At 60.2% G+C, this 18,923-nt stretch carries 11 protein-coding genes; 5 read left to right on the top strand and 6 right to left on the bottom strand.

What is annotated here, in order from left to right:
* Positions 1-9 precede the first annotated feature (9 nt).
* Positions 10-1,659 (bottom strand): AMP-binding protein, encoded by a 1,650-nt coding sequence (locus ACP7B3_RS02120; RefSeq protein WP_426177551.1) that lies wholly within the window; start codon positions 1,657-1,659, stop codon positions 10-12.
* Positions 1,660-1,885: 226 nt separating this feature from the next.
* Between ACP7B3_RS02120 and ACP7B3_RS02125 the strand changes: the two genes are divergently transcribed.
* The 5 genes from ACP7B3_RS02125 to ACP7B3_RS02145 all read left to right on the top strand — a co-directional run bounded on the left by ACP7B3_RS02125 (position 1,886) and on the right by ACP7B3_RS02145 (position 12,034).
* Positions 1,886-2,779, top strand: a complete 894-nt coding sequence (locus ACP7B3_RS02125; protein ID WP_262209621.1) for a bestrophin family protein — start codon at positions 1,886-1,888, stop codon at positions 2,777-2,779.
* 77 nt (positions 2,780-2,856) lie between these two features.
* Positions 2,857-3,915: a tetratricopeptide repeat protein gene (locus ACP7B3_RS02130; protein WP_145160823.1), complete on the top strand. Its 1,059-nt coding sequence runs from the start codon at positions 2,857-2,859 to the stop codon at positions 3,913-3,915.
* 143 nt (positions 3,916-4,058) lie between these two features.
* Positions 4,059-5,561, top strand: a complete 1,503-nt coding sequence (locus ACP7B3_RS02135; RefSeq protein WP_145160825.1) for an ATPase domain-containing protein — start codon at positions 4,059-4,061, stop codon at positions 5,559-5,561.
* A gap of 44 nt (positions 5,562-5,605) precedes the next feature.
* Positions 5,606-7,228 carry an ATP-binding protein gene (locus ACP7B3_RS02140; RefSeq protein WP_370004766.1) on the top strand — a complete coding sequence of 541 codons (1,623 nt, stop codon included), beginning with the start codon at positions 5,606-5,608 and terminating at the stop codon, positions 7,226-7,228.
* A gap of 138 nt (positions 7,229-7,366) precedes the next feature.
* Positions 7,367-12,034: a hypothetical protein gene (locus tag ACP7B3_RS02145; protein WP_426177554.1), complete on the top strand. Its 4,668-nt coding sequence runs from the start codon at positions 7,367-7,369 to the stop codon at positions 12,032-12,034.
* Between the two features lie 53 nt (positions 12,035-12,087).
* Here ACP7B3_RS02145 and ACP7B3_RS02150 read toward each other — a convergent pair whose 3' ends face one another.
* The 5 genes from ACP7B3_RS02150 to ACP7B3_RS02170 all read right to left on the bottom strand — a co-directional run bounded on the left by ACP7B3_RS02150 (position 12,088) and on the right by ACP7B3_RS02170 (position 18,655).
* Positions 12,088-12,465, bottom strand: a complete 378-nt coding sequence (locus tag ACP7B3_RS02150; RefSeq protein ID WP_003217591.1) for a response regulator — start codon at positions 12,463-12,465, stop codon at positions 12,088-12,090.
* 78 nt (positions 12,466-12,543) lie between these two features.
* Positions 12,544-13,737 carry a hybrid sensor histidine kinase/response regulator gene (locus tag ACP7B3_RS02155; RefSeq protein WP_106579185.1) on the bottom strand — a complete coding sequence of 398 codons (1,194 nt, stop codon included), beginning with the start codon at positions 13,735-13,737 and terminating at the stop codon, positions 12,544-12,546.
* Entirely contained in the window at positions 13,731-14,330 is a 600-nt protein-coding gene (locus ACP7B3_RS02160) for a chemotaxis protein CheB (RefSeq protein ID WP_426177557.1), read from the bottom strand. The genes ACP7B3_RS02155 and ACP7B3_RS02160 overlap by 7 nt, the downstream gene beginning before the upstream one ends.
* A complete protein-coding gene (locus ACP7B3_RS02165; RefSeq protein ID WP_177410116.1) occupies positions 14,327-15,157 on the bottom strand; it encodes a CheR family methyltransferase in 831 nt (276 codons plus the stop codon). Before ACP7B3_RS02165 ends, ACP7B3_RS02160 begins: the two co-directional genes overlap by 4 nt.
* Complete coding sequence (locus ACP7B3_RS02170) at positions 15,158-18,655, bottom strand: response regulator (protein ID WP_426177559.1); 3,498 nt, start codon at positions 18,653-18,655, stop codon at positions 15,158-15,160.
* Between the last annotated feature and the right edge of the window lie 268 nt (positions 18,656-18,923).

Consider the following 18,923-nt stretch of genomic DNA (forward strand, 5'->3'; position numbering starts at 1 on the left):
TGAAAGGGATCACGCCAAGGCTGCTTGAGCCTTGGCGATTTCCTGATTACGCAAAATAAAACGCTGCAGCTTGCCGCTCGGGGTTTTCGGCAAGTCGCTGACAAATTCGATTTCTCGCGGGTAGGCATGCGCGGCAAGGCGCTTGCGCACGTGCAGGCGCAGCTCTTCGGCCAGTTCAGGCGTGGCGCGGTATTGCTCGTTGATCACCACAAAGGCTTTCACCAGCTCGGTGCGTTCCGGGCAGGGCTTGCCGACCACGGCGGCTTCGACCACGGCCGGGTGCTCGACCAAGGCGCTTTCCACGTCGAAGGGACCGACGCGGTAGCCAGAGGTGGTGATCACGTCATCACTGCGCCCGACAAAACTGATGCTGCCGTCCGGGTTCAGCTCCACGGTGTCGCCGCTGAGGTAATACTTGCCGACAAAGGCCTTGGTCTTCACGCCGTCGTAACCGGCGAACCAGCACATCGGCGACTGTTCGCGGTCAATGGCGAGAATGCCCGGCTGGCCGGCGGGCAGTTCCTGATGGTTGTCATCGAGCACCACGATGCGGTGCCCCGGCGAGGCAAACCCGGCTGAGCCGACATGCACCGGATGCGCCAGGCCGTGGTGGTTGCACAGCACCATGCCCAGTTCGGTCTGGCCATAGTGGTCGTGGATGGTCACGCCCAGGTTATCGGCGAACCAGCGGATCACTTCCGGGTTCAAGGGTTCGCCGGCGCTGCTGACAATGCGCAGCTTGCCCTTGATCGCGCGGGCGAACTGCTCACCGCCGGCAATCAGCAGGCGGTACGCGGTCGGCGAGCCCGTCAGGTTGGTGATGCCGTACTTGTTGATCACCCGGCAGGTGCTCTCCAGGGTGAACGGCCCATCGTAAAAGGTGATCGGGTGGCCCATGGACAACGGCCCGGTCACGCCAAAATAGATGCCGTAAGCCCAACCCGGGTCGGCAACGTTCCAGAAGGCGTCTTCGGGGCGAAGGTCTACTGCGTCGCGGGCGTAGCGCTGAAAGGCAACGATGGCCTTGAGCGGCACCGACAGGGCTTTCGACGGGCCGGTGGTGCCCGAGGTGAACATCAGCAGAAACGGCGCGTCACCGTCCAGCATCACCGGCTCGCAGGCGTTGGAGTAATTCGGCAATTCGGCCCAGAAGCTGTAGTCGCCGCGCACGATGCCTTCGCCTTTGGGCCCGGCGACGGTGACGATGGTCGGGCAACCTTCCACTTCGACAAGCTTGGGCCGGTTCACCGCGTCGGTGACCACCAGCGCGGCGCCGGAGCTGCTCAAGCGATGTTCGATGGCCTTGGGCCCGAAGGCGGTAAACAGCGGCTGATAAACCGCGCCGATACGCCAGGTGGCGAACACCACCACCAGCAATTCTGCGGTGCGCGGCAGCAGGCCGGCCACCTTGTCGCCGCGTTTGACGCCCTGGGCCAGCAGGAAATTGGCGAAGCGGGCGGCCTGGTCCTGCAAGTCGGTGAAGGTGGACGTGGCGCTGCGCCCGTCCTTGCCTTCCCAGAACAGCGCGATGCGGCCCGGCAGTGCGTGCCGGTCGCAGCATTCCACGCAGGCATTGAGCGCCTGCAGGTTGCCGGCCAGTGCGGCGTCGACGGTGTGCTGGTAATCAAACTCGGTGGTGGCAGCCAAATACTCACGCATCGCTTCAAATCCTTGTGGTTTTTATTTTCAGGACGTTTTTGAGCACGTAAACCGTGGAAATAGTCGCTCTGCAGCGTTACAGCAGCAATGGTCAAAGCCTTCAACTTGGCTGACTGGTTTGGCCAATCATTGATCGCGCTGATCAGCCGGTCAGTTCAAGTGATTGGACGCTCGCCGGGGTTGCTTCTAACCTTGGGGCCTGCGCCACCGAAGAAGCTTGCCTGCAATGATCGTTCGTCCCAAACCCAACCTCCTGGGTATCCTGTTTTCCCTCAAGGGCTCGATTGCCAAGCGCATCGCGCTGCGCAGCCTGCTGGTGACCTTGCTGGCCTCGGTGATCGTGCTGGTTGAAACCCTGCACCCGGCGTACTTTTCCAAGGTCAACGCCACGCCGTTCACCTTGCTGGGCTTGTCGTTGTCGATCTTCATGAGCTTTCGCAACAACGCCTGCTATGACCGCTGGTGGGAAGGCCGCAAGCAGCTGGGGCAAATGATCATCGATGTGCGCTCGCTGATCCGCGAAACCCAGGTGCTGACTGACCCGGTTGAGCGCAGTGGGTTACTGCGGGGTTTGTGCGGTTTTGCCCATGGCCTGATTGCGCGCCTGCGCCATGAGGACGAGGCCGGCGCCATCACGCCGTGGATCGGCGTTGATCGCGCGCACCCGAACCTCCCTGACGCTGTGCTGCAACAACTGGGCGCGCGCTTTTGCGGGCTGGCCGAGCAAGGCGTCATCAGCGAATGGCGCTACACCCAGCTGGAAACCCGACTGGTCAGCCTCAGCCAGGTGCAGGCTTCGTGCGAGCGGATCAAGCACACGCCGCTGCCCTTCCCTTACACGCTGCTGCTGCACCGCACCATCTACCTGTTCTGCATTCTGTTGCCGTTTGCCATGGCCGAGCCGTTGGGCTGGCTGACGCCGGTGTTCACCGCCATCGTCAGTTACACCTTCTTTGGCCTGGACGAAATCGGCGACGACCTGGAAGACCCGTTCGGCTTCGATGAAAACGACCTGCCGTGCAATGCCATCGTGCGCACATTGGAGCGCGAGATCCTTGCCGCTCTGGGCGAAAGCGACTTGCCGCCGGCCCTGGAACCCATTGAATACGTGCTGAGCTGATGCGGGTTTGACACTCGCCGTGGTCTGACCGAAGCTGATGGCTTTGCACTAGCTGCCACCAGCTTTTGGACGCCTGCATGTCAAAGTCACGCCGTTACTCCATCATCGGCCTGTGCGCCCTGTTGTTGATTGTGTTGCTCACCTGGTTTTTCTCCCGCTCAACCCCGGTGGCCGTGCCGCCGGCGATTGCCCATGGTTACGCCAAAGCCTTGAAGCAGGCGCATAACGGCGAACCCGGCGCCGCGCGCGTGCTGTACCAACAGCTTGGCCGACCGGACCTGTCGCCTGAACGTCGTGCGGCCTTGCACGCCGAATTACCCAACTACCCAAGCCCGCAGGCGCTGAAGCTTGCCGACAAAGACCTGGCCAATGATTCGCCAGTGGTGCGCGAGGCGGCGATCCACAGCATTGTCGGCCTGGTGCCCAGCGGCCAACGCGTCTTGTTGCTGGGGCCGGTGCTCGACGATCCCGAACAGGCGGTGCGCTTTGCCGCCGCCAATGCTTTGCTCGGTCTGTCGCCGGACACCCTGGGGCTGTACTTCGGGCCGTTGCAGCAAGTGCTCGATGAGTTTGTGAAAACCCTCAAGGGTCAGCCGGAAACGGCCGAAGGCTGGATTCAACTGGCGCGCCTCTATATACACAGTGCGCTGCTGCCGGACGCACAAAATGCCCTCGAACAGGCCATGCGCTTGCAACCGGACAACCTGCAGGCAGTGGTCGCGCAAATCGAACTGCTGGACAAACAAGGCAAGACCGATGAATCGCGGCAATTGCTGGCACGTCAGTTGGCGGCCCATCCCGACTCGGCTTACCTGCAGCATGCGCTGGGCATGTGGCTGTTGCACCATGGCGAGCGCCCGTATGCCCTGCTTGGTTTGTCCAAAGCGGTAGAGCTTGAACCGGACAATCAGGATTACCGTTACGACCTCGCCACGACCCTGCACGCCCAGGAAGAGTTGGAAGCCGCCCAGCGTCAGCTCGAAGACATCATTCAGCGCCACCCGGCCAACCGCAAGGCGCGGGTGCTGCTGGTCAATTACTGGAAAGAAAGCGGCCAGCTGCAAAACGTGCAGGTATTGCTTGCGCAACTTGAGCAACAGAACCCGGATGACCCGGCGTTGCAGCAAGGCCTGTAGGGCGTTGCAAAAAGTTGTAATCGATACTGGGGCTTGTACAATTTTCGCGAAACGTTGAACCGCTACGGGCCTCCACGGTCAAGTGAATATGGCGCGTCCGAGGCGGCGCGTTCCTCTATTTGTACGTGACCTGAGGGCACTTCTTGTCTACATCCAACGAGCTGTTCAGTGAAAAGGCGGCCACCGGCATTGAAGGTCTTGATGACATTCTTTCCGGGGGGTTATCGCGCAGCCACCTGTTCCTGCTGGAAGGCGAACCCGGCACGGGCAAAACCACCGTTGCGCTGCATTTTCTGCAGGCCGGCGCGAAAAACGGTGAGCGATCCCTGTACATCACCCTCTCCGAAACCGAGCGCGAATTGCGCCAGGGTGCCAAGTCCCATGGTTGGGACCTGGATGACAATATCCACATCTTCGAGCTGACCCCGCCAGAGAGCCTGCTCGACGCCAATCATCAGCAAAGCCTGCTGTACTCCTCCGACCTGGAGCTGGGCGAAGCCACACGGCAGATTTTTGAAGTGGTGGAGCGGGTCAAGCCGACCCGAGTGGTCATCGACAGCCTTTCGGAGATCCGTCTGCTCGCGCAAAGCTCACTGCGTTATCGTCGGCAGATCCTGGCAATCAAGCATTACTTCGTGCGCTACGACGCCACCGTGCTGCTGCTGGATGACCTGACCACTGAATCCCTGGATAAAACCGTACACAGCGTGGCGCACGGCGTGATCCGCCTGGAAGAACTGACCCCCAACTACGGCGCCGAACGTCGCCGCGTGCGGGTGGTGAAATACCGTGGTCAAAAATACCGCGGCGGCTTTCACGACTTCACCATCATGGGCGACGGCGTGCATGTATTCCCGCGCTTGGTCGCGGCCGAGCATCGCGGCGGGTATGTCCGACAGACCCTGAGCAGCGGCATTGTCGAACTGGACAGGCTGATGGGCGGCGGCGTCGAAACCGGCTCCAGCAGCTTGATTCTTGGCCCAGCGGGCACCGGTAAATCCCTGATTTCCATGATTTTTGCCGCAGCGGCTGTGGCCCGTGGCGAGAAAGCGGCGCTGTTTATTTTCGACGAAGAACTGGGGTTGTTGTTCGAGCGCATGAAAAACATGGGCATCGACCTCGCCGCCCTGCAGGACACCGGCAACCTGCTGATCGAGCAGGTGGACGCGGCCGAGTTGTCACCCGGCGAGTTTTCGCACCGAGTGCGCCGTTGTGTTGACGAGCGCGGGATCAAAACCGTGGTCATCGACAGCATCAACGGCTACCAGGCGGCCATGCCGGAAGAAAACGCGCTGATCCTGCACATGCACGAACTGCTGCTGTACCTCAATCGCCGGGGTGCCGCCACGTTCATGACCGTCGCCCAGCATGGGTTGGTCGGTGACATGCAAGCGCCCGTCGACATTACCTACCTGGCTGATACCGTAATTTTGCTGCGTTACTTCGAAGCACTGGGCAAAGTGCGCCGGGCCATTTCGATCATCAAAAAACGCACCGGCACCCATGAGTCGACGATTCGCGAGTACCGCATTGGCAGCCGTGGCATGACGGTGGGCGAGCCGCTCGACAACTTCCAGGGCGTGCTGCGCGGCATTCCGACATTCAACGGCAGCGGCTCACCTTTGCTCAAGGAAGAGGGATCGTGATCAGCGTTTCCTCTGCCTCCGAGCGCGCGATTATCCTGGCGCCAATGGGTCGCGACGGCTCACTGGCGCTGATGATGCTGAACGAAGCTGGCTACAGCGGCATTGTTGCCAGCAACCTGGCAAACCTGTGCGAATTGCTGGAAGAAGGCGCCGGTTTGTTGGTGATCGCGGCGGAAGCGTTGCGCGGCGTGGATCTGGAGCCGTTGCTGGAGCACCTGCATCAGCAGCCGGCGTGGTCCGACTTGCCGATCGTGCTGATGACACATCACGGCGGCAGCGAGCAGAACGGTTCGTCGCACTTGAGCGGTCTGCTGGGCAACGTGACCTTTCTGGAGCGCCCCTTTCATCCCATCACTTTGATCAGCCTGGTGAGCGCGGCCCTGCGCGGCCGACGCAGGCAGTACGACGCCCGCGACCGCTTGATTGACTTGAGCGAGAGTGAACTGCGCCTGCAACGCACCATGGAAACCCTTGAGCAGCAAGTCGAGGAGCGCACCGCGCAACTGCGCAGCAATGAAGAAGCCTTGCGCCAATCGCAGAAGATGGAGGCCGTAGGTCAATTGACCGGCGGCATCGCGCATGACTTCAACAACATGCTCACCGGGATTATCGGCAGCCTGGAGCTGCTGCGACGGCGCATTGCGCGCGGCAAGCTCGATGATCTGGACGGCCTTATCGACCTGGGCGTGACGTCGGCCAACCGCGCGGCCGGGTTGACCCATCGGCTGCTGGCGTTCTCCCGTCGCCAATCGCTGGATTCCAAGCCCGTGGGGATCAACCAACTGGTGACCTCCATGGGTGAGCTGCTGCAACGCAGCATCAACGAAAGCATTGCCCTCGACATGCGCCTGGACGCTCAGCTATGGACCGCCGAAGCTGACCCCAATCAACTCGAAAGCGCCCTGCTCAACCTGGTGATCAACGCGCGCGACGCGATGCCGGGCGGCGGCAAGTTGGTGGTTGAAACCTCCAACCGCCACCTGGACAACGTGTTTACTGCGGCCTACGGCACTTTAAAGCCCGGCGACTATGTAGAGCTGAGCGTCAGCGATACCGGCTGCGGCATTCCAGAGCACCTGATGGGACGCGTGTTCGATCCGTTTTTTACCACCAAGCCCATCGGCCAGGGCACAGGCCTGGGGTTATCGATGATCTATGGGTTTGCCCGCCAGTCCCATGGCCACGTCACCATCCACAGCGAAGTGGGCAAAGGCACCACGGTAAGCCTGTTCCTGCCGCGTTTTGTCGGTGAAATGCAGGCGCCGGAATACCTCAATCCTGCATTGACGCCCTATGCCAATGCGGGTGAAACGGTATTGATCGTCGAGGATGACCCGGCGGTACGCGTGCTGGTCAGCGCCGTGCTCAAAGAGTTGGGTTACGCCTTTGTCGAGGCCGGTGATGCGGACACAGCACTGCCGATCATCGAGTCCGATCAGCGTATCGACTTGCTCATCAGCGACGTTGGCCTGCCGGGCATGAACGGCAGGCAAATGGCGGAAATTGGTCGGCAGATCCGCCCTCAGCTCAAGGTCCTGTTCATCACCGGTTATGCCGAACACGCGGCGGTGCGCGGTGGCTTCCTTGATCCTGGAATGCAGCTGATCACCAAGCCATTTACCTTTGATTTGCTGACAGCGAAGGTGCGGGAAATGATTCAGGCGTAAGCCAGTGACTGCACGTTTCCGCAATATCTGGTGGCTGACAGGCCGGAACCGGCACTGAGGGATTGGACACGAAGTTTCAAATCGCGACGCATGAAAGCTGCCCGTGGTTAACCTGAAACTTACCTCACGAGTCCCATCATGATCGCTTCGCGCAACGTTAATCCCCTGCATCAATGGCCGCTGACTGCGGCACCCGAGCCCCCCACAATACGCCGGCCACGCTTGGCGGATCGGGAGAGCAACCCGGCGGCCCCGCACGCAGCCGACCGTACGCAAGTCGAAGGCGACAGTGAGCTGGCAGGGTATCTGGCGCAAACGCTGCGCACCGCGGTAAGTACCGGACGACTGGGCGACATCGACCACATTCCGCCCGCCTCTGCCTTCGGCCAATGGTGGTCACACCTGCACGATTTGATGAGGAGCCCGCACTTTGTCAGTTGGGCAAAGCGTCAGCAGATTGACCTTTCAAAGCCTATCGAGATCAATCCCCGAGACAACCTCATCAGCGCATTCGTTAGCGGTCAGCGCAAACCCTTTTCAGGCTTTGAGCATGGCCCTCTCTGGACCTCGATGATGGCGCCGATCATGCGGGCGGCAAAAGCCCTGACGTCAGACTCTGGCTATATTCTCAGCCCCTCAAGTAGCACATCGGCGCCTTACCGGGCAGTCGCGGACTTTTATGGCGAAGCCATCACCGGGCAAACCCGGGAATCCGCTGAAGCCCGTGCAGCACAGCTCGAAGCGGCTAAAGCGTTCAACCCTTCCCAGTCCAGGCCAGAACGCTCTGCGCAGGTGCTGCAACACGAACGCGCCAAGCTGGCCAATGCCCATGACCACAGCAAGGTGGCCTTGAAACTGATCGCGATCATTCAGGAAATCGACGATTTATCCGAACAGTGGCTATACCGCACCACCAAAGATCCCCTGGACAGCTTGTACCTGCCACCCGCGTATGTTCAAAGCCGGATTGAGCAACTTATCCGCGACAAAATGAGCAGCACCCACATCACCTTGCATGCCGACTCACCCATCAGGTTGTTGCAGGCGGCCCCCACGGTCAGCCTGGACACACACCTCAGCGACAACGGCTGGGACAGGCCCCGCAGCCGTGACGAACTGTTCAACCTGGGACGGGTACTGACAACACCAGCTCTTACCCAGCTTCCAGACGGCAATCTCGGTGGAGCCTTGTCCTGGCCAACGCCATTGAGTGATGACGATTGCCGCAACCTGAGAAATTCCCTGCGCCAGAACACGCTGGGGCTCAATGGTCTGCAAGATTATGACAAGGGCACCGGTGCACTCGGTTACCTGACGCGCAACCAGCGTTTTGCCCCGTCCGAACTGCATGACCCGCGGCGGTTTATTCAAAATCTTCTCGCTACGCCTGATGCCCAGGCACTGGGGCTGGCGCTGCAGGAAAAATTCAATGGCGTCTCGACCCCGCAGAGCCTTAACGACTGGACGCTGGCAGCCCTTGGCGCGACCCTGGATAAAGAATCCGAGGCAGCAAATACCTGGGCGCCAGCCAGAACCGGCGTCGCCGGTTTTGATATGGCCGGTCATCAACATTGGGGCCAGCATCCTTCAACGCTGGTTGCGGGGCTGGAGACGCACTTGGTTTCCACGGGCCGTGCCAGCGCCGAGTTAGCACCCGTTGCGGCCCATCTGTTGCTGTCACGCCGAGCCCCTGCTTTTTTGGTCAACGACATTCCCGACAAGGTGACGTGTGGCTCACACACCTGGGTCAGCTTCAGCACGGCGGTAGCGCGCCTTGAGCGCCAGGCGCCCGGCTCAACGGCGCGTATGACTTTTGCGCAGGTCATGCAGCGAGCCGACCTGGCACCTGTTACCGACCAGGACCGGCAAGTTGAACGCAGCGCGCAGCGCGATGCACTCAAAGATTGGGGGGTTGCCCAAGGCTTGATCGCGCTGAACACCCTGGATGACTACACCGACGAGCAGATCAACCGCGTCTCTGGCGCCTACAGCGCGCGAATTTCAGCATTGGGCCAAGCCTCACAAGCCCACTCGACCGCAATGCCGGAGCGCAGGGAGATGGCGCTGAAGGAACTCGAGCGTGTGTATGGTGACCTGCCCTTCGAGAAAAAATGCATCACCCCACTTGATCAGAGTCGCGACTTCCCCGGCCCGTACTCGGTGCTGGACCTTTACCTGCACGGGCAACTCGAGGCAACGGCATGGACGTCATCGTCCGGTGAGGTCGACACACGCACGATTGCGGGCCATGTGAACAAGCTTTCCGACATCAATGCTCTGTTCAACACTGAACTTCAGCGCTACTTCCACGCGGCAGAACAGGCGACGAGCACGCACGTCAAACACCTGATCGCCACACTGCCTCTGGAAGATAGAAAAGCCATCGAGTACGGGAAAGTGACCCTGCTCACCGAGCACAGCATCACTCATACCGCCTTCAGCCAGAGCCGTGTCGAAACCAAAGTGCCCAATAGCCTGCTGCTCAAAACAGAGCTCGACGGCGTCGTCACTGTTTATGAAGTCAATGTAAGAGACAACAGCATCCGCCGGCGCGAGGAGCTCAAAGACCACCCGATCGCGCGCCAGACCAATGAAGCCGATAAGTGGCGCTATTCGAAAATGCTGCTGGAGGTGAAACCTTCCGGCCGTTACTCGCCGCATGTCGCTGAGGAAAACCATCGAGCGGGCACACCCGACAGCTTTGCCAGCGAAAGGACCCGGTACATTGCCGACGCCCTGGTGCAAGACCTGAACATTCGGGCGCTGGAGACTGAGGCGCGGGGTGTGACGACGTTTGACACCCAGGTGCCGTTCTACAAAAAAGCCCGCGAATTCATGCTGAACCTGATTCCCCTGCGCTCGGCAATCCAGAATTTTCGAGCCGGCGCCGTGGGTGATGGCATCCTTGATTTGGCGTTCGACGCCTTCGGTTTTGTCGTGGGCCTAGGCGTTGCAGCCAAAGGCGCCAAGGCCCTGCAAGCAGGTACCAGCGCGGCGGCCAGGCTGGCCCAGGGCGTGAAGATCGTGGGCCGTGCTGCACTGGGCGCACTCAACCCGCTGGATGGCGTGGGCAGCCTGGTTTCCCGTACCGCGCGTGGGGTGCAAAAAGGCGGGCTGCATGCCTACAACACACTGCGCGGCAGTGCCGACAGTTACAGCCTGATCCATGCAAGTCGACATTTTGAGGCCAGCGCAGTGGGCACCTTCAAACTGGGTGGCGCCATCGCTGAAGGGCCGGCGGTGCTTCAACGTGGCAAGTGGTTTGCCTTCGATACGCTGAGTGGCCAGCCGTACGGCAAGGCTCTGGAGGATTTTCAACCCTCGATCAGGGCCAGCGGGGAATTACACGAGGCTCAGCAGACGGCCGGTGCAAGCGCCTGGCCCGCTTGGGTTGAACAACAGAAAAACGGTGCAGACAGCGTGCAGTTCAACCATGGGTATACCCAGGTCGACCCGCTGACGATCAGCGGCTATCACGCCGGGATGAAATCCGCCGACGTGATGGCGCTTGCGCGCGCGCCTGGCCGCACACCGGTCGAGGTCGGCGCGCTGGTACGCCAGCGCGAGCGTTTGGCGGTGCAGCACAGCTTCAGCGGGGTCAATGCGTTTTACCAGCACATCAGCGTGGGCGGCGGCACGTTCACCCCTGTTCCTCAGCTGTTCTATCTCAGCCAGACCACCCCGCTCAGCAAAGGCCAGTGTGCGGCAATGTCGCGCGTCATGGCGACGGCCATGGAGCAAGGCAAGCACACCCGTTTCGCCGCCAATTTGTTCAGCGCTGCGGCCAACCCGACCGCCGCCGAGTCCAGGCAGTTCGTGGCGAACCTGACGCACATTCAAAAGCAGCTGGATACACCCACGCAGTTTCATGCCGGTGCGCCCGTCCGCAAAATGGGCTATGCCCAACTGATGGATGAAATCGCTGACGCCAGCGCCCCCAAAATCATGATGATCGGCACCGCCGACCACGCGATGATGATCGGCACGCAGGGCGAAGGCGTCGCGAAGCGGTTTTTTTATTACGACCCCAACTACGGCCTCGCCGAGTTTGCGAGCGCTGGCGCCATGAAGAAGAGCCTGGGCAAGCTATTTACCGACAAACACCTGCCGTTGCCCTACAAAACCGCGGGCAGCGACCCGACCAGGCTGGAGTTCAACGTCAGCACTCACAGTGATGCGTGGAAGAAAACCAACCATATTGCTGACACACATGTTCAGTCGCTGCTCGACGACGCCCTGGGCGCGAAGCCTTCAGTCGCTGATGCGCCTGTGCAACCACCGCTCAAACCCAATAGCGCCAGTAAGCCCGCCGTGCCAAACGTTGAAGTGTTCATGGCCGAGGCGAAAACCCTCAATGACCCCACCAGCATCCTCAGCACCAACGGGCTCGGTGACTGTTCGGCACTGGTGGTGCTGAGCGATCTGCACAATGGGGTTTACCGCAAACGCACCTTGGTGCACTTGAACGGCAGCAATCTGGAGGCGCCTGTGGGGTCTGAGCACAATGCCTTCGCCCTGCTCCAGCAGTTGGACAGCGCATTGGAAAACGGCGGCAAGGTCATTTTTGTCGGCGGCACGGCAACCCGCTCACCGCTGATGGTCGGCAGGGTCATAGGCCAAGTCGATAGCAACGGTAACAAACCGTTGTTATCGATCCTGCAAAAGAACGATGTGTCCGTGACCTATGCCAGCTCCGTCGGTGTAGAAGTCTATCCCGATGGCAATTTCAAGCTGCGCGATGATGAGGGGGCGGGCGTCTTTGACCGCGCAAAGATCAACGAAATTCTGGACTGGACGCGCGACTGAAGCCGGTGAATGCTGCCGGGGACGGTGATACGCGCCCCTGGCACAACCCGGACTCAAGCCAACAATCGCTGGATATGCTCCTGCAGCGTATCCAGATCAAACGGCTTGGCCAGGATCGGCGCGTTGCGCGTGATCGGGCTGTTGCAGTCGAGGATTTCCTGCGGATAACCGCTGATAAAGATCACTTTCAATTCCGGTCGCAACTTGATCGCCGGTTCAGCGATCTGCACCCCGGAAATCCCGCCCGGCAGGCGGTAGTCCGTGACCATCAGGTCCAGGTGCGGCTTGGTCGCGAGGATTTCGAAGGCTTGCTCCCCATCAATTGCCTTCAGTACTCGATACCCCAGCCCGGCCAGGTATTCACCCAGCACGAACATAATCGATTCGTCGTCCTCGACGATCAGAACAACATCTTGTGCATCTTCACTCATGGGAAGCCTTTGTCCGGTCAATTGCTGCAGTTACGACCATTGGGTCACGCAGAGGTTGCGTCGAGCTGACGATAGATTTCACGCCGGTGTCTCTAGGGGCAGGCACACCCGAAACAAGGCGCCCTCGCCTATCTGGCTTTCTACCTCGATGGTGCCCCCGTGGGCCGCCACGATCTGCTCGGAAATAAACAGCCCCAGGCCCAGGCCAGCCGCCACATGGCTGGCCGAAACGCGCTCGAACTGCTGGAAAATTCGCTTCTGGTTGTCTGCGCTGATGCCGATCCCGTGATCACGCACCTCAACCCTTGCCTCACTATGCTCGGTATACACCCGTACTTCCACCGGGCTTTTGGCCCCGTAGCGCAGCGCATTGGTCAGCAGGTTGGAAATCACCTGCTCGATGCGGAACTCGTCCCAGTTGCCTTCTACCGGCCCTTGAACCTCCAGGTGCATCGACGACTCGGCGGCGGCCACTTGCGGCGCGAAGTTTTCCACCAGGTTGTGCACCAACTGGGTCAGGTCAAAGCGCGCCGGGCGAATCGACAGCTTGCCGGTGCGGATGCGTGACACATCGAGCATGTCTTCGATCAGCCGAATCAGGCTTTTGATCTGCCGCTCATCGCGATCGACCATGGCGTGCATCTTGTCCAGGGTGAACGCGGCGGCGTTGTCCCGGGCCAGGTGCATTTTGCGCAGTTGAGTCTCCAGGATCAGCCCGTTGAGCGGCGTACGCACCTCATGGGCGACGATCGACATGAAGTCGTCACGCATGCGCACCGCCTGCTCCAGCTCGGCCTGGGTGGCCTGCAGGCGGGTCAGCAAGAGCTCCTGCTCACGGCGGCTGCGTTCCAGCGCTTCGACCTGCAGCTTCATCGCCTTGCTCTGGCGGTACAGGTCGACGAACACGTTGACCTTGCTCTTGACCGCATGGATGTCCAGCGGCTTGTGCAGGAAGTCGACGGCGCCGCTTTCATAGCCCTTGAAGGCATAGTTGAGTTCACGGCCGGCGGCGCTGACGAACACAATCGGGATGTTTTTGGTCTTTTCGGTGCCGCGCATCAGTTCGGCCAGCTCGAAACCATTCATGCCGGGCATCTGCACGTCGAGAATCGCCATGGCGAACTCGTGCTCCAGCAACAGTGACAAGGCCTCGTCGGCGCTCAATGCCTTGTAGACCTGGCGGTCCTCGCGCTTGATCAGCGCTTCGAGGGCCAGCAGGTTTTCCGGCAGATCGTCGACGATCAGCAGTTTGGCCTGGACGGTACTTAACATGGGGAAGATTCCAGCAAAGCCAGCAACGAGCCAATTTGGCTCAGAGTCAGAATATAGTCAGGTGTGTGCAGGGCCAGGGCCGCCAGCGGCATCACGGCGATGCGTGCATCCTTGGGGTCTTGTACAACGGTCGTCCCGCCAGAGCGCTTGACGTGCGCCAGCCCGCGGGCACCGTCCTGGTTGGCGCCGGTCAGCAAAATGGCCAGCAGACTTTCGCCGTAGGCATCGGCGGCTGACGCAAACAGATAATCAATCGAGGGCCGCGAATGGTGTACGCGGTCTTCCTGGCTCAGGGACAGGCTGCGGTCATGCTCCACCGAGAGGTGATAACCGGGCCCGGCGAAATACAAGGTGCCCGCCTCGATCACTTCTTTGTCACGCGCTTCACGCACCGGGATTCGCAGGCGCCGGGCAAAGACTTCCGCCAACTGGCTGCGGCGTTCGTCCGGCAGGTGCAGCACGGCGACGATCGGCAAGCCAAAGCCCTGGGGCAATCCGCCAAAAATAGTCAGCAACGCCTCGACGCCGCCAGCAGAAGCGCCGACGACGATGGCTTCAATCCCGACAATCGGGTTGGCTGCAACGTCGTTCATGATTTGCGGTAGATCCGTTCCTGCTTGACCAGGGGTTCGAACTGTTTGCTGTAGGCGGAAAAATCCAGGGTTTCTTTGCTGCCCAGCACCAGGAAGCCGCGATGACACAGCGACTCGTGGAACAGTCCAAACGCTCGATCCTGCAATTTTTTATTAAAGTAAATCAGTACGTTACGACACGAAATTAATTGAGTTTCTGAGAATACACTATCGGTCGCCAGGCTGTGGTCGGCGAAGGTCACGTTCTCACGCAGGGATTTGTCGAAGATCGCGTAATCGTAGGCCGCGGTGTAGTAGTCGGCAAATGAACGCTGTCCGCCGGCCTGCTGATAATTGGCGGTGTAGGCGCGCACGTTCTCCAGGGAAAAAATACCTTGCTTGGCTTTGTCCAGCGACGCCGGGTTGATGTCCGTGGCGTAAATGATCGTGCGCTCCAGCAACCCTTCCTCACGCAGCAGGATCGCCATGGAGTACACCTCCTCGCCCGTGCTGCAGCCGGCAATCCAGACCTTGATCGACGGGTAGGTTTTGAGCAGCGGCACCACTTCGCGGCGGATCGCCAGGAAGTGCGACGGGTCGCGAAACATCTCGCTCACCGGGATCGTCAGGAACTGCAGCAACTGCATGAACGCTGACGGGTCGTGCAGTACGCGCTCCTGCAACGCCGAGATCGTGGCGCAATCGAACTGGCGCAAGGCATGGGCCACGCGCCGTTTGACCGACGCACCGGAATAGTCGCGAAAGTCGTAGCTGTACTTGAGGTAAATCGCCTCAATCAACAGGCGCAGCTCAATATCGCTGCTTTTATCCAAAAAACGTTGCTCCACTTAAATACGTTCCATCTTCGGTAGCCAGACGCGAATCAGCGAGAACAGGCGGTCCAGGTCAATCGGCTTGGCCAGGTAATCGTTGGAGCCCGCCGCGAGGCAGCGTTCCTGATCGTCCTTCATGGCCTTGGCCGTGACCGCAATGATCGGCAGCTTTTTCCAGCGCGGATCCTGGCGAATCAAGGCGGTTGCCTCGTAACCGTCCATCTCCGGCATCATCACGTCCATCAGCACCAGGTCGATGTCGTCAACTTCATTGAGTTTGTCGATGGCTTCACGGCCATTACGCCCGATCACCACCACCGCACCTTTGTGCTCCAGGGCGCTGGTCAGGGCAAAGATGTTACGCACATCGTCGTCCACCAACAGGATTTTGCGGCCCTCGAAGACCTTGTCGCGGCTGCGGGCGGTCTTGAGCATCTTCTGGCGGTCATGGGACAGCTGGGATTCGACTTTGTGCAGAAAGAGTGTCACTTCATCCAGAAGGCGCTCGGGTGAGCGCGCGCCCTTGATGATGATCGAGCGCGAATACTTGCGCAGCTCGGCCTCTTCATCGCGGGTCAGGTTGCGTCCGGTGTAGACAATCACCGGCGGGAACGAGCAGATGTCCTCGGTGGCCATGCGCTTGAGCAGCTCGTTGCCGAGCATGTCCGGCAGCTTGAGGTCGATGATCATGCAGTCGTAGACATTGGTGCGCAGCAGGTCCAGGGCGGCCTGGGCGTAGCCGACGTCGGTGATCTCAATGTCATCGTCGCCGATCAGGCGGGCAATGCTGTCACGCTGTAAATCGTCGTCTTCCACCAGCAGCACGCGCTTGACCTTTTGCGTCAGCTTGGCCTCCAGGCGTGCAAACACGTCCTTGAGCTCTTCGCGGGTGGTGGGCTTGACGGCATAACCGATCGCGCCCATGTGCATGGCGGCTTCGACGCGGTCTTCGACGGAGATCACATGCACCGGAATGTGGCGGGTACTGGCGTGTTCTTTCAGACGTTGCAGCACGGTCAGCCCGGAATGGTCAGGCAGGCGCATGTCGAGCAGGATCGCGTCGGGGATGAATTCCTCGGCCAGGCTGTAGCCTTCGTCCGCACCGTGCGCCACCAGGCAGTTGTAGCCCAGCTCGTGGGCCAGGTCGAACAGGATACGCGCGAAATTCGGTTCGTCTTCCACCACCAGAATGCATCGGGTGGTGAACGGCGCTTTGTCACGGTCATCGGCAAACCGCGGGATCTGTTTGACGTCAGCCACTGGCAGTGGTGAGACCGCCACGGGCTTGGGCGCAGGGGCGGCCACGGCCTGGCGCGGTTGCTCGACAGGCGCAGCGCCCTCCTCGCGTTCGACGTACTGCTCTGGCAACACCAGGGTGAACACACTGCCCTTGCCCGGCTCACTGCTCACGCTGATATAGCCGCCGAGCAGCGTTGCCAGGTCGCGGGAGATCGACAAGCCCAGCCCGGTGCCGCCGTAACGGCGGTTGGTGGTGCCATCTGCCTGGCGGAACGCTTCGAAAATGCTTTCCTGCTGGTCCGGGGCGATGCCGATGCCGGAGTCGCGCACCGTAAAGGCAATGCCCTCGCCCGGCGCGCGGGACACCGACAGGCTGACTTCGCCCTGCTCGGTGAACTTGACCGCGTTGGACAGCAGGTTCTTGAGGATCTGCTCCAAACGCTGGCGGTCGGTGAACATCAGGGTCGGCGCATCGGCCTGCACCTCCACCTGGAAACCCAGCTTGCGGTCGGCAGCCAACGGCTCGAACATGCCGCGCAAGCCGTCCACCAGGCGTACAACGCTGGAGTTTTCCGGGCGCACTTCGAGTTTGCCGGCTTCCACCTTGGAAATATCCAGGATGTCGTTGATCAGGTTGAGCAAGTCATTGCCCGCCGAATAGATCGACTCGGCAAACTTGACCTGCTCGGCGCTGAGGTTGTCCTGCGGGTTTTCCGCCAACAGTTTGGCCAGAATCAACGAACTGTTCAGCGGCGTGCGCAGCTCGTGGGACATGTTGGCGAGGAACTCGGATTTGTACTTGCTGGAGCGCTGCAGTTCTTCGGCGCGGTCTTCGAGTTCAAGCTGGGCCTGGTTCAGCTCGACGTTCTTGCGGTCCATGGCGTCGCGCTGCTCAGCCAGGGTTTGCGTCTGCTCGGCCAACTGCTCGTTGGTCTGCTCAAGTTCGGCCTGCTGGGTTTCCAGGTGGGCCTGGGATTCCTTGAGAATGCGCGACTGTTCTTCGAGTTCTTCGTTGGCGGTCTTGAGCTCTTCCTGCTGCACCTGCAGCTCTTCGTTGAGCTGCTGGGTCTCGGCCAGCACTTCCTGCAGGCGCTGGCGATAGCGCGCAGCTTCGATGGAGGTGCCGATATTGCCGGCAATCAGCTCCAGCAGTTCGACGTCACGCTCTTCCAGTGGGCGCAGGAAACCCAGTTCGATCACGCCGTTGACACGGTCATCGTCGCTGGTCGGCATCACCAGCACGCTGCGAGTGGCCCCTTCGCCCAGGCCGGAACTGACCTTGAAGTAGTCCACCGGCACATCGTCCAGGCGAATCAGACGATCGAGCTGGGCGGCCTGCCCAACGATGCCTTCGTCGCTGTAGATCGACTGCTCCTGCTGTTCCTGTTCGCGGGAGAAACCATACGTGGCCACACGCTTGAGGCCACCGTGTTCTTCACGCACATACAGCGCGGCGACCGCCGAGCCCATATACTGGGCAAAAAACTGCAGGATGTTACGGCCCAGCATGTTCAGGCTGAGTTGTCCCAGCACTTGTTCGGCCAATTCGGTCTGGCCGTTGCGCAGCCAGGCTTGTTGTTCCAGGCGTCGCGCAATCGTCTGTTGTGACGCGAGGTTTGCGCTGTAACTGTCTGATAGAGAGATTAAATTCTTGCGGCCCACATAGGCAAGGAAGCCGCTCAGACCGAGCACAAAGACCAGGTACAACGTGACGCTGACAATCGTAGTACGGGTGACGTCCTGGTTGCGGGTCACACGGAACTGCTGCTCCATGTCCACCGCGTTCGCGTATTCCTGGCGAATCGCGTCGGTCAGGCTCTTGCCACGGCCGGCCTTGACCGCGGCGCGGTAGTCACCGCTCTGGCGCTGCAGGTCAACCATCGATTGGGCGTATTTGTTCCATTCGACCTGCATGGCCTCAAGACGCTTGAGGCGATCCACCTGTTGCGGGTTATCCGCCACCAGCTCCTGCAAATTGCGCAAATCGCCAATGATTCGCGGCTTTGCGACTTCATACGGGTCCAGAAAATGCTCGTCGCCGGTGATCAGGAAGCCGCGCAGCCCGGTTTCCAGGTCCACTGTCAGCTTCGAAGACTCATTGAGGTTATTGATGACCCGGTCGGTGTGCTCTACCCACTGGATCACCGACAACAGGTAGCTGATCAGCACGACGAAAAACACCGCGCTGACCACGCCCACACCCAAAGGGAGAGCCACGTTGCGGCTCAGGAGTTTACGAAAGCTCTTTTCATCGACAGACGACGCGGGAGTCATGGGCATGCCTTGGCCAGGAACGGAAAAACTGGGAGTTTGCCCGAATATCGACGGCCAAGGCTATGTTTCTGCATTGATTTGAGCTGACTTCCTACGCTCTAGACGTGAATTTCCAACGGATTCTGTCCGAATTCATCATTTCATTTACACAAATAAATACAGGTACGTGGCGCCGTTCTGGAACGAAATTTCCTCGTTTCAGCACTCAGGGGTGCGCCTCAGGAACACGGAAGATCTTTTGGGAAGGCGTCTTTTTAACCCAGCAAGG

Origin of the sequence: Pseudomonas sp. TWRC1-2 (assembly GCF_049896685.1) — a bacterium.
GTDB lineage: Bacteria > Pseudomonadota > Gammaproteobacteria > Pseudomonadales > Pseudomonadaceae > Aquipseudomonas.

Excerpts from the sequence above, each read along its gene's own strand:
- ACP7B3_RS02145 (WP_426177554.1), top strand. The coding sequence starts at position 7,367 with ATGATCGCTTCGCGCAACGTTAATCCCCTGCATCAATGGCCGCTGACT.
- ACP7B3_RS02120 (WP_426177551.1), bottom strand. The coding sequence starts at position 1,659 with ATGCGTGAGTATTTGGCTGCCACCACCGAGTTTGATTACCAGCACACC.
- ACP7B3_RS02160 (WP_426177557.1), bottom strand. The coding sequence starts at position 14,330 with ATGAACGACGTTGCAGCCAACCCGATTGTCGGGATTGAAGCCATCGTC.
- ACP7B3_RS02130 (WP_145160823.1), top strand. The coding sequence starts at position 2,857 with ATGTCAAAGTCACGCCGTTACTCCATCATCGGCCTGTGCGCCCTGTTG.
- ACP7B3_RS02140 (WP_370004766.1), top strand. The coding sequence starts at position 5,606 with ATGGGTCGCGACGGCTCACTGGCGCTGATGATGCTGAACGAAGCTGGC.
- ACP7B3_RS02155 (WP_106579185.1), bottom strand. The coding sequence starts at position 13,737 with ATGTTAAGTACCGTCCAGGCCAAACTGCTGATCGTCGACGATCTGCCG.
- ACP7B3_RS02170 (WP_426177559.1), bottom strand. The coding sequence starts at position 18,655 with ATGACTCCCGCGTCGTCTGTCGATGAAAAGAGCTTTCGTAAACTCCTG.
- ACP7B3_RS02125 (WP_262209621.1), top strand. The coding sequence starts at position 1,886 with ATGATCGTTCGTCCCAAACCCAACCTCCTGGGTATCCTGTTTTCCCTC.
- ACP7B3_RS02150 (WP_003217591.1), bottom strand. The coding sequence starts at position 12,465 with ATGAGTGAAGATGCACAAGATGTTGTTCTGATCGTCGAGGACGACGAA.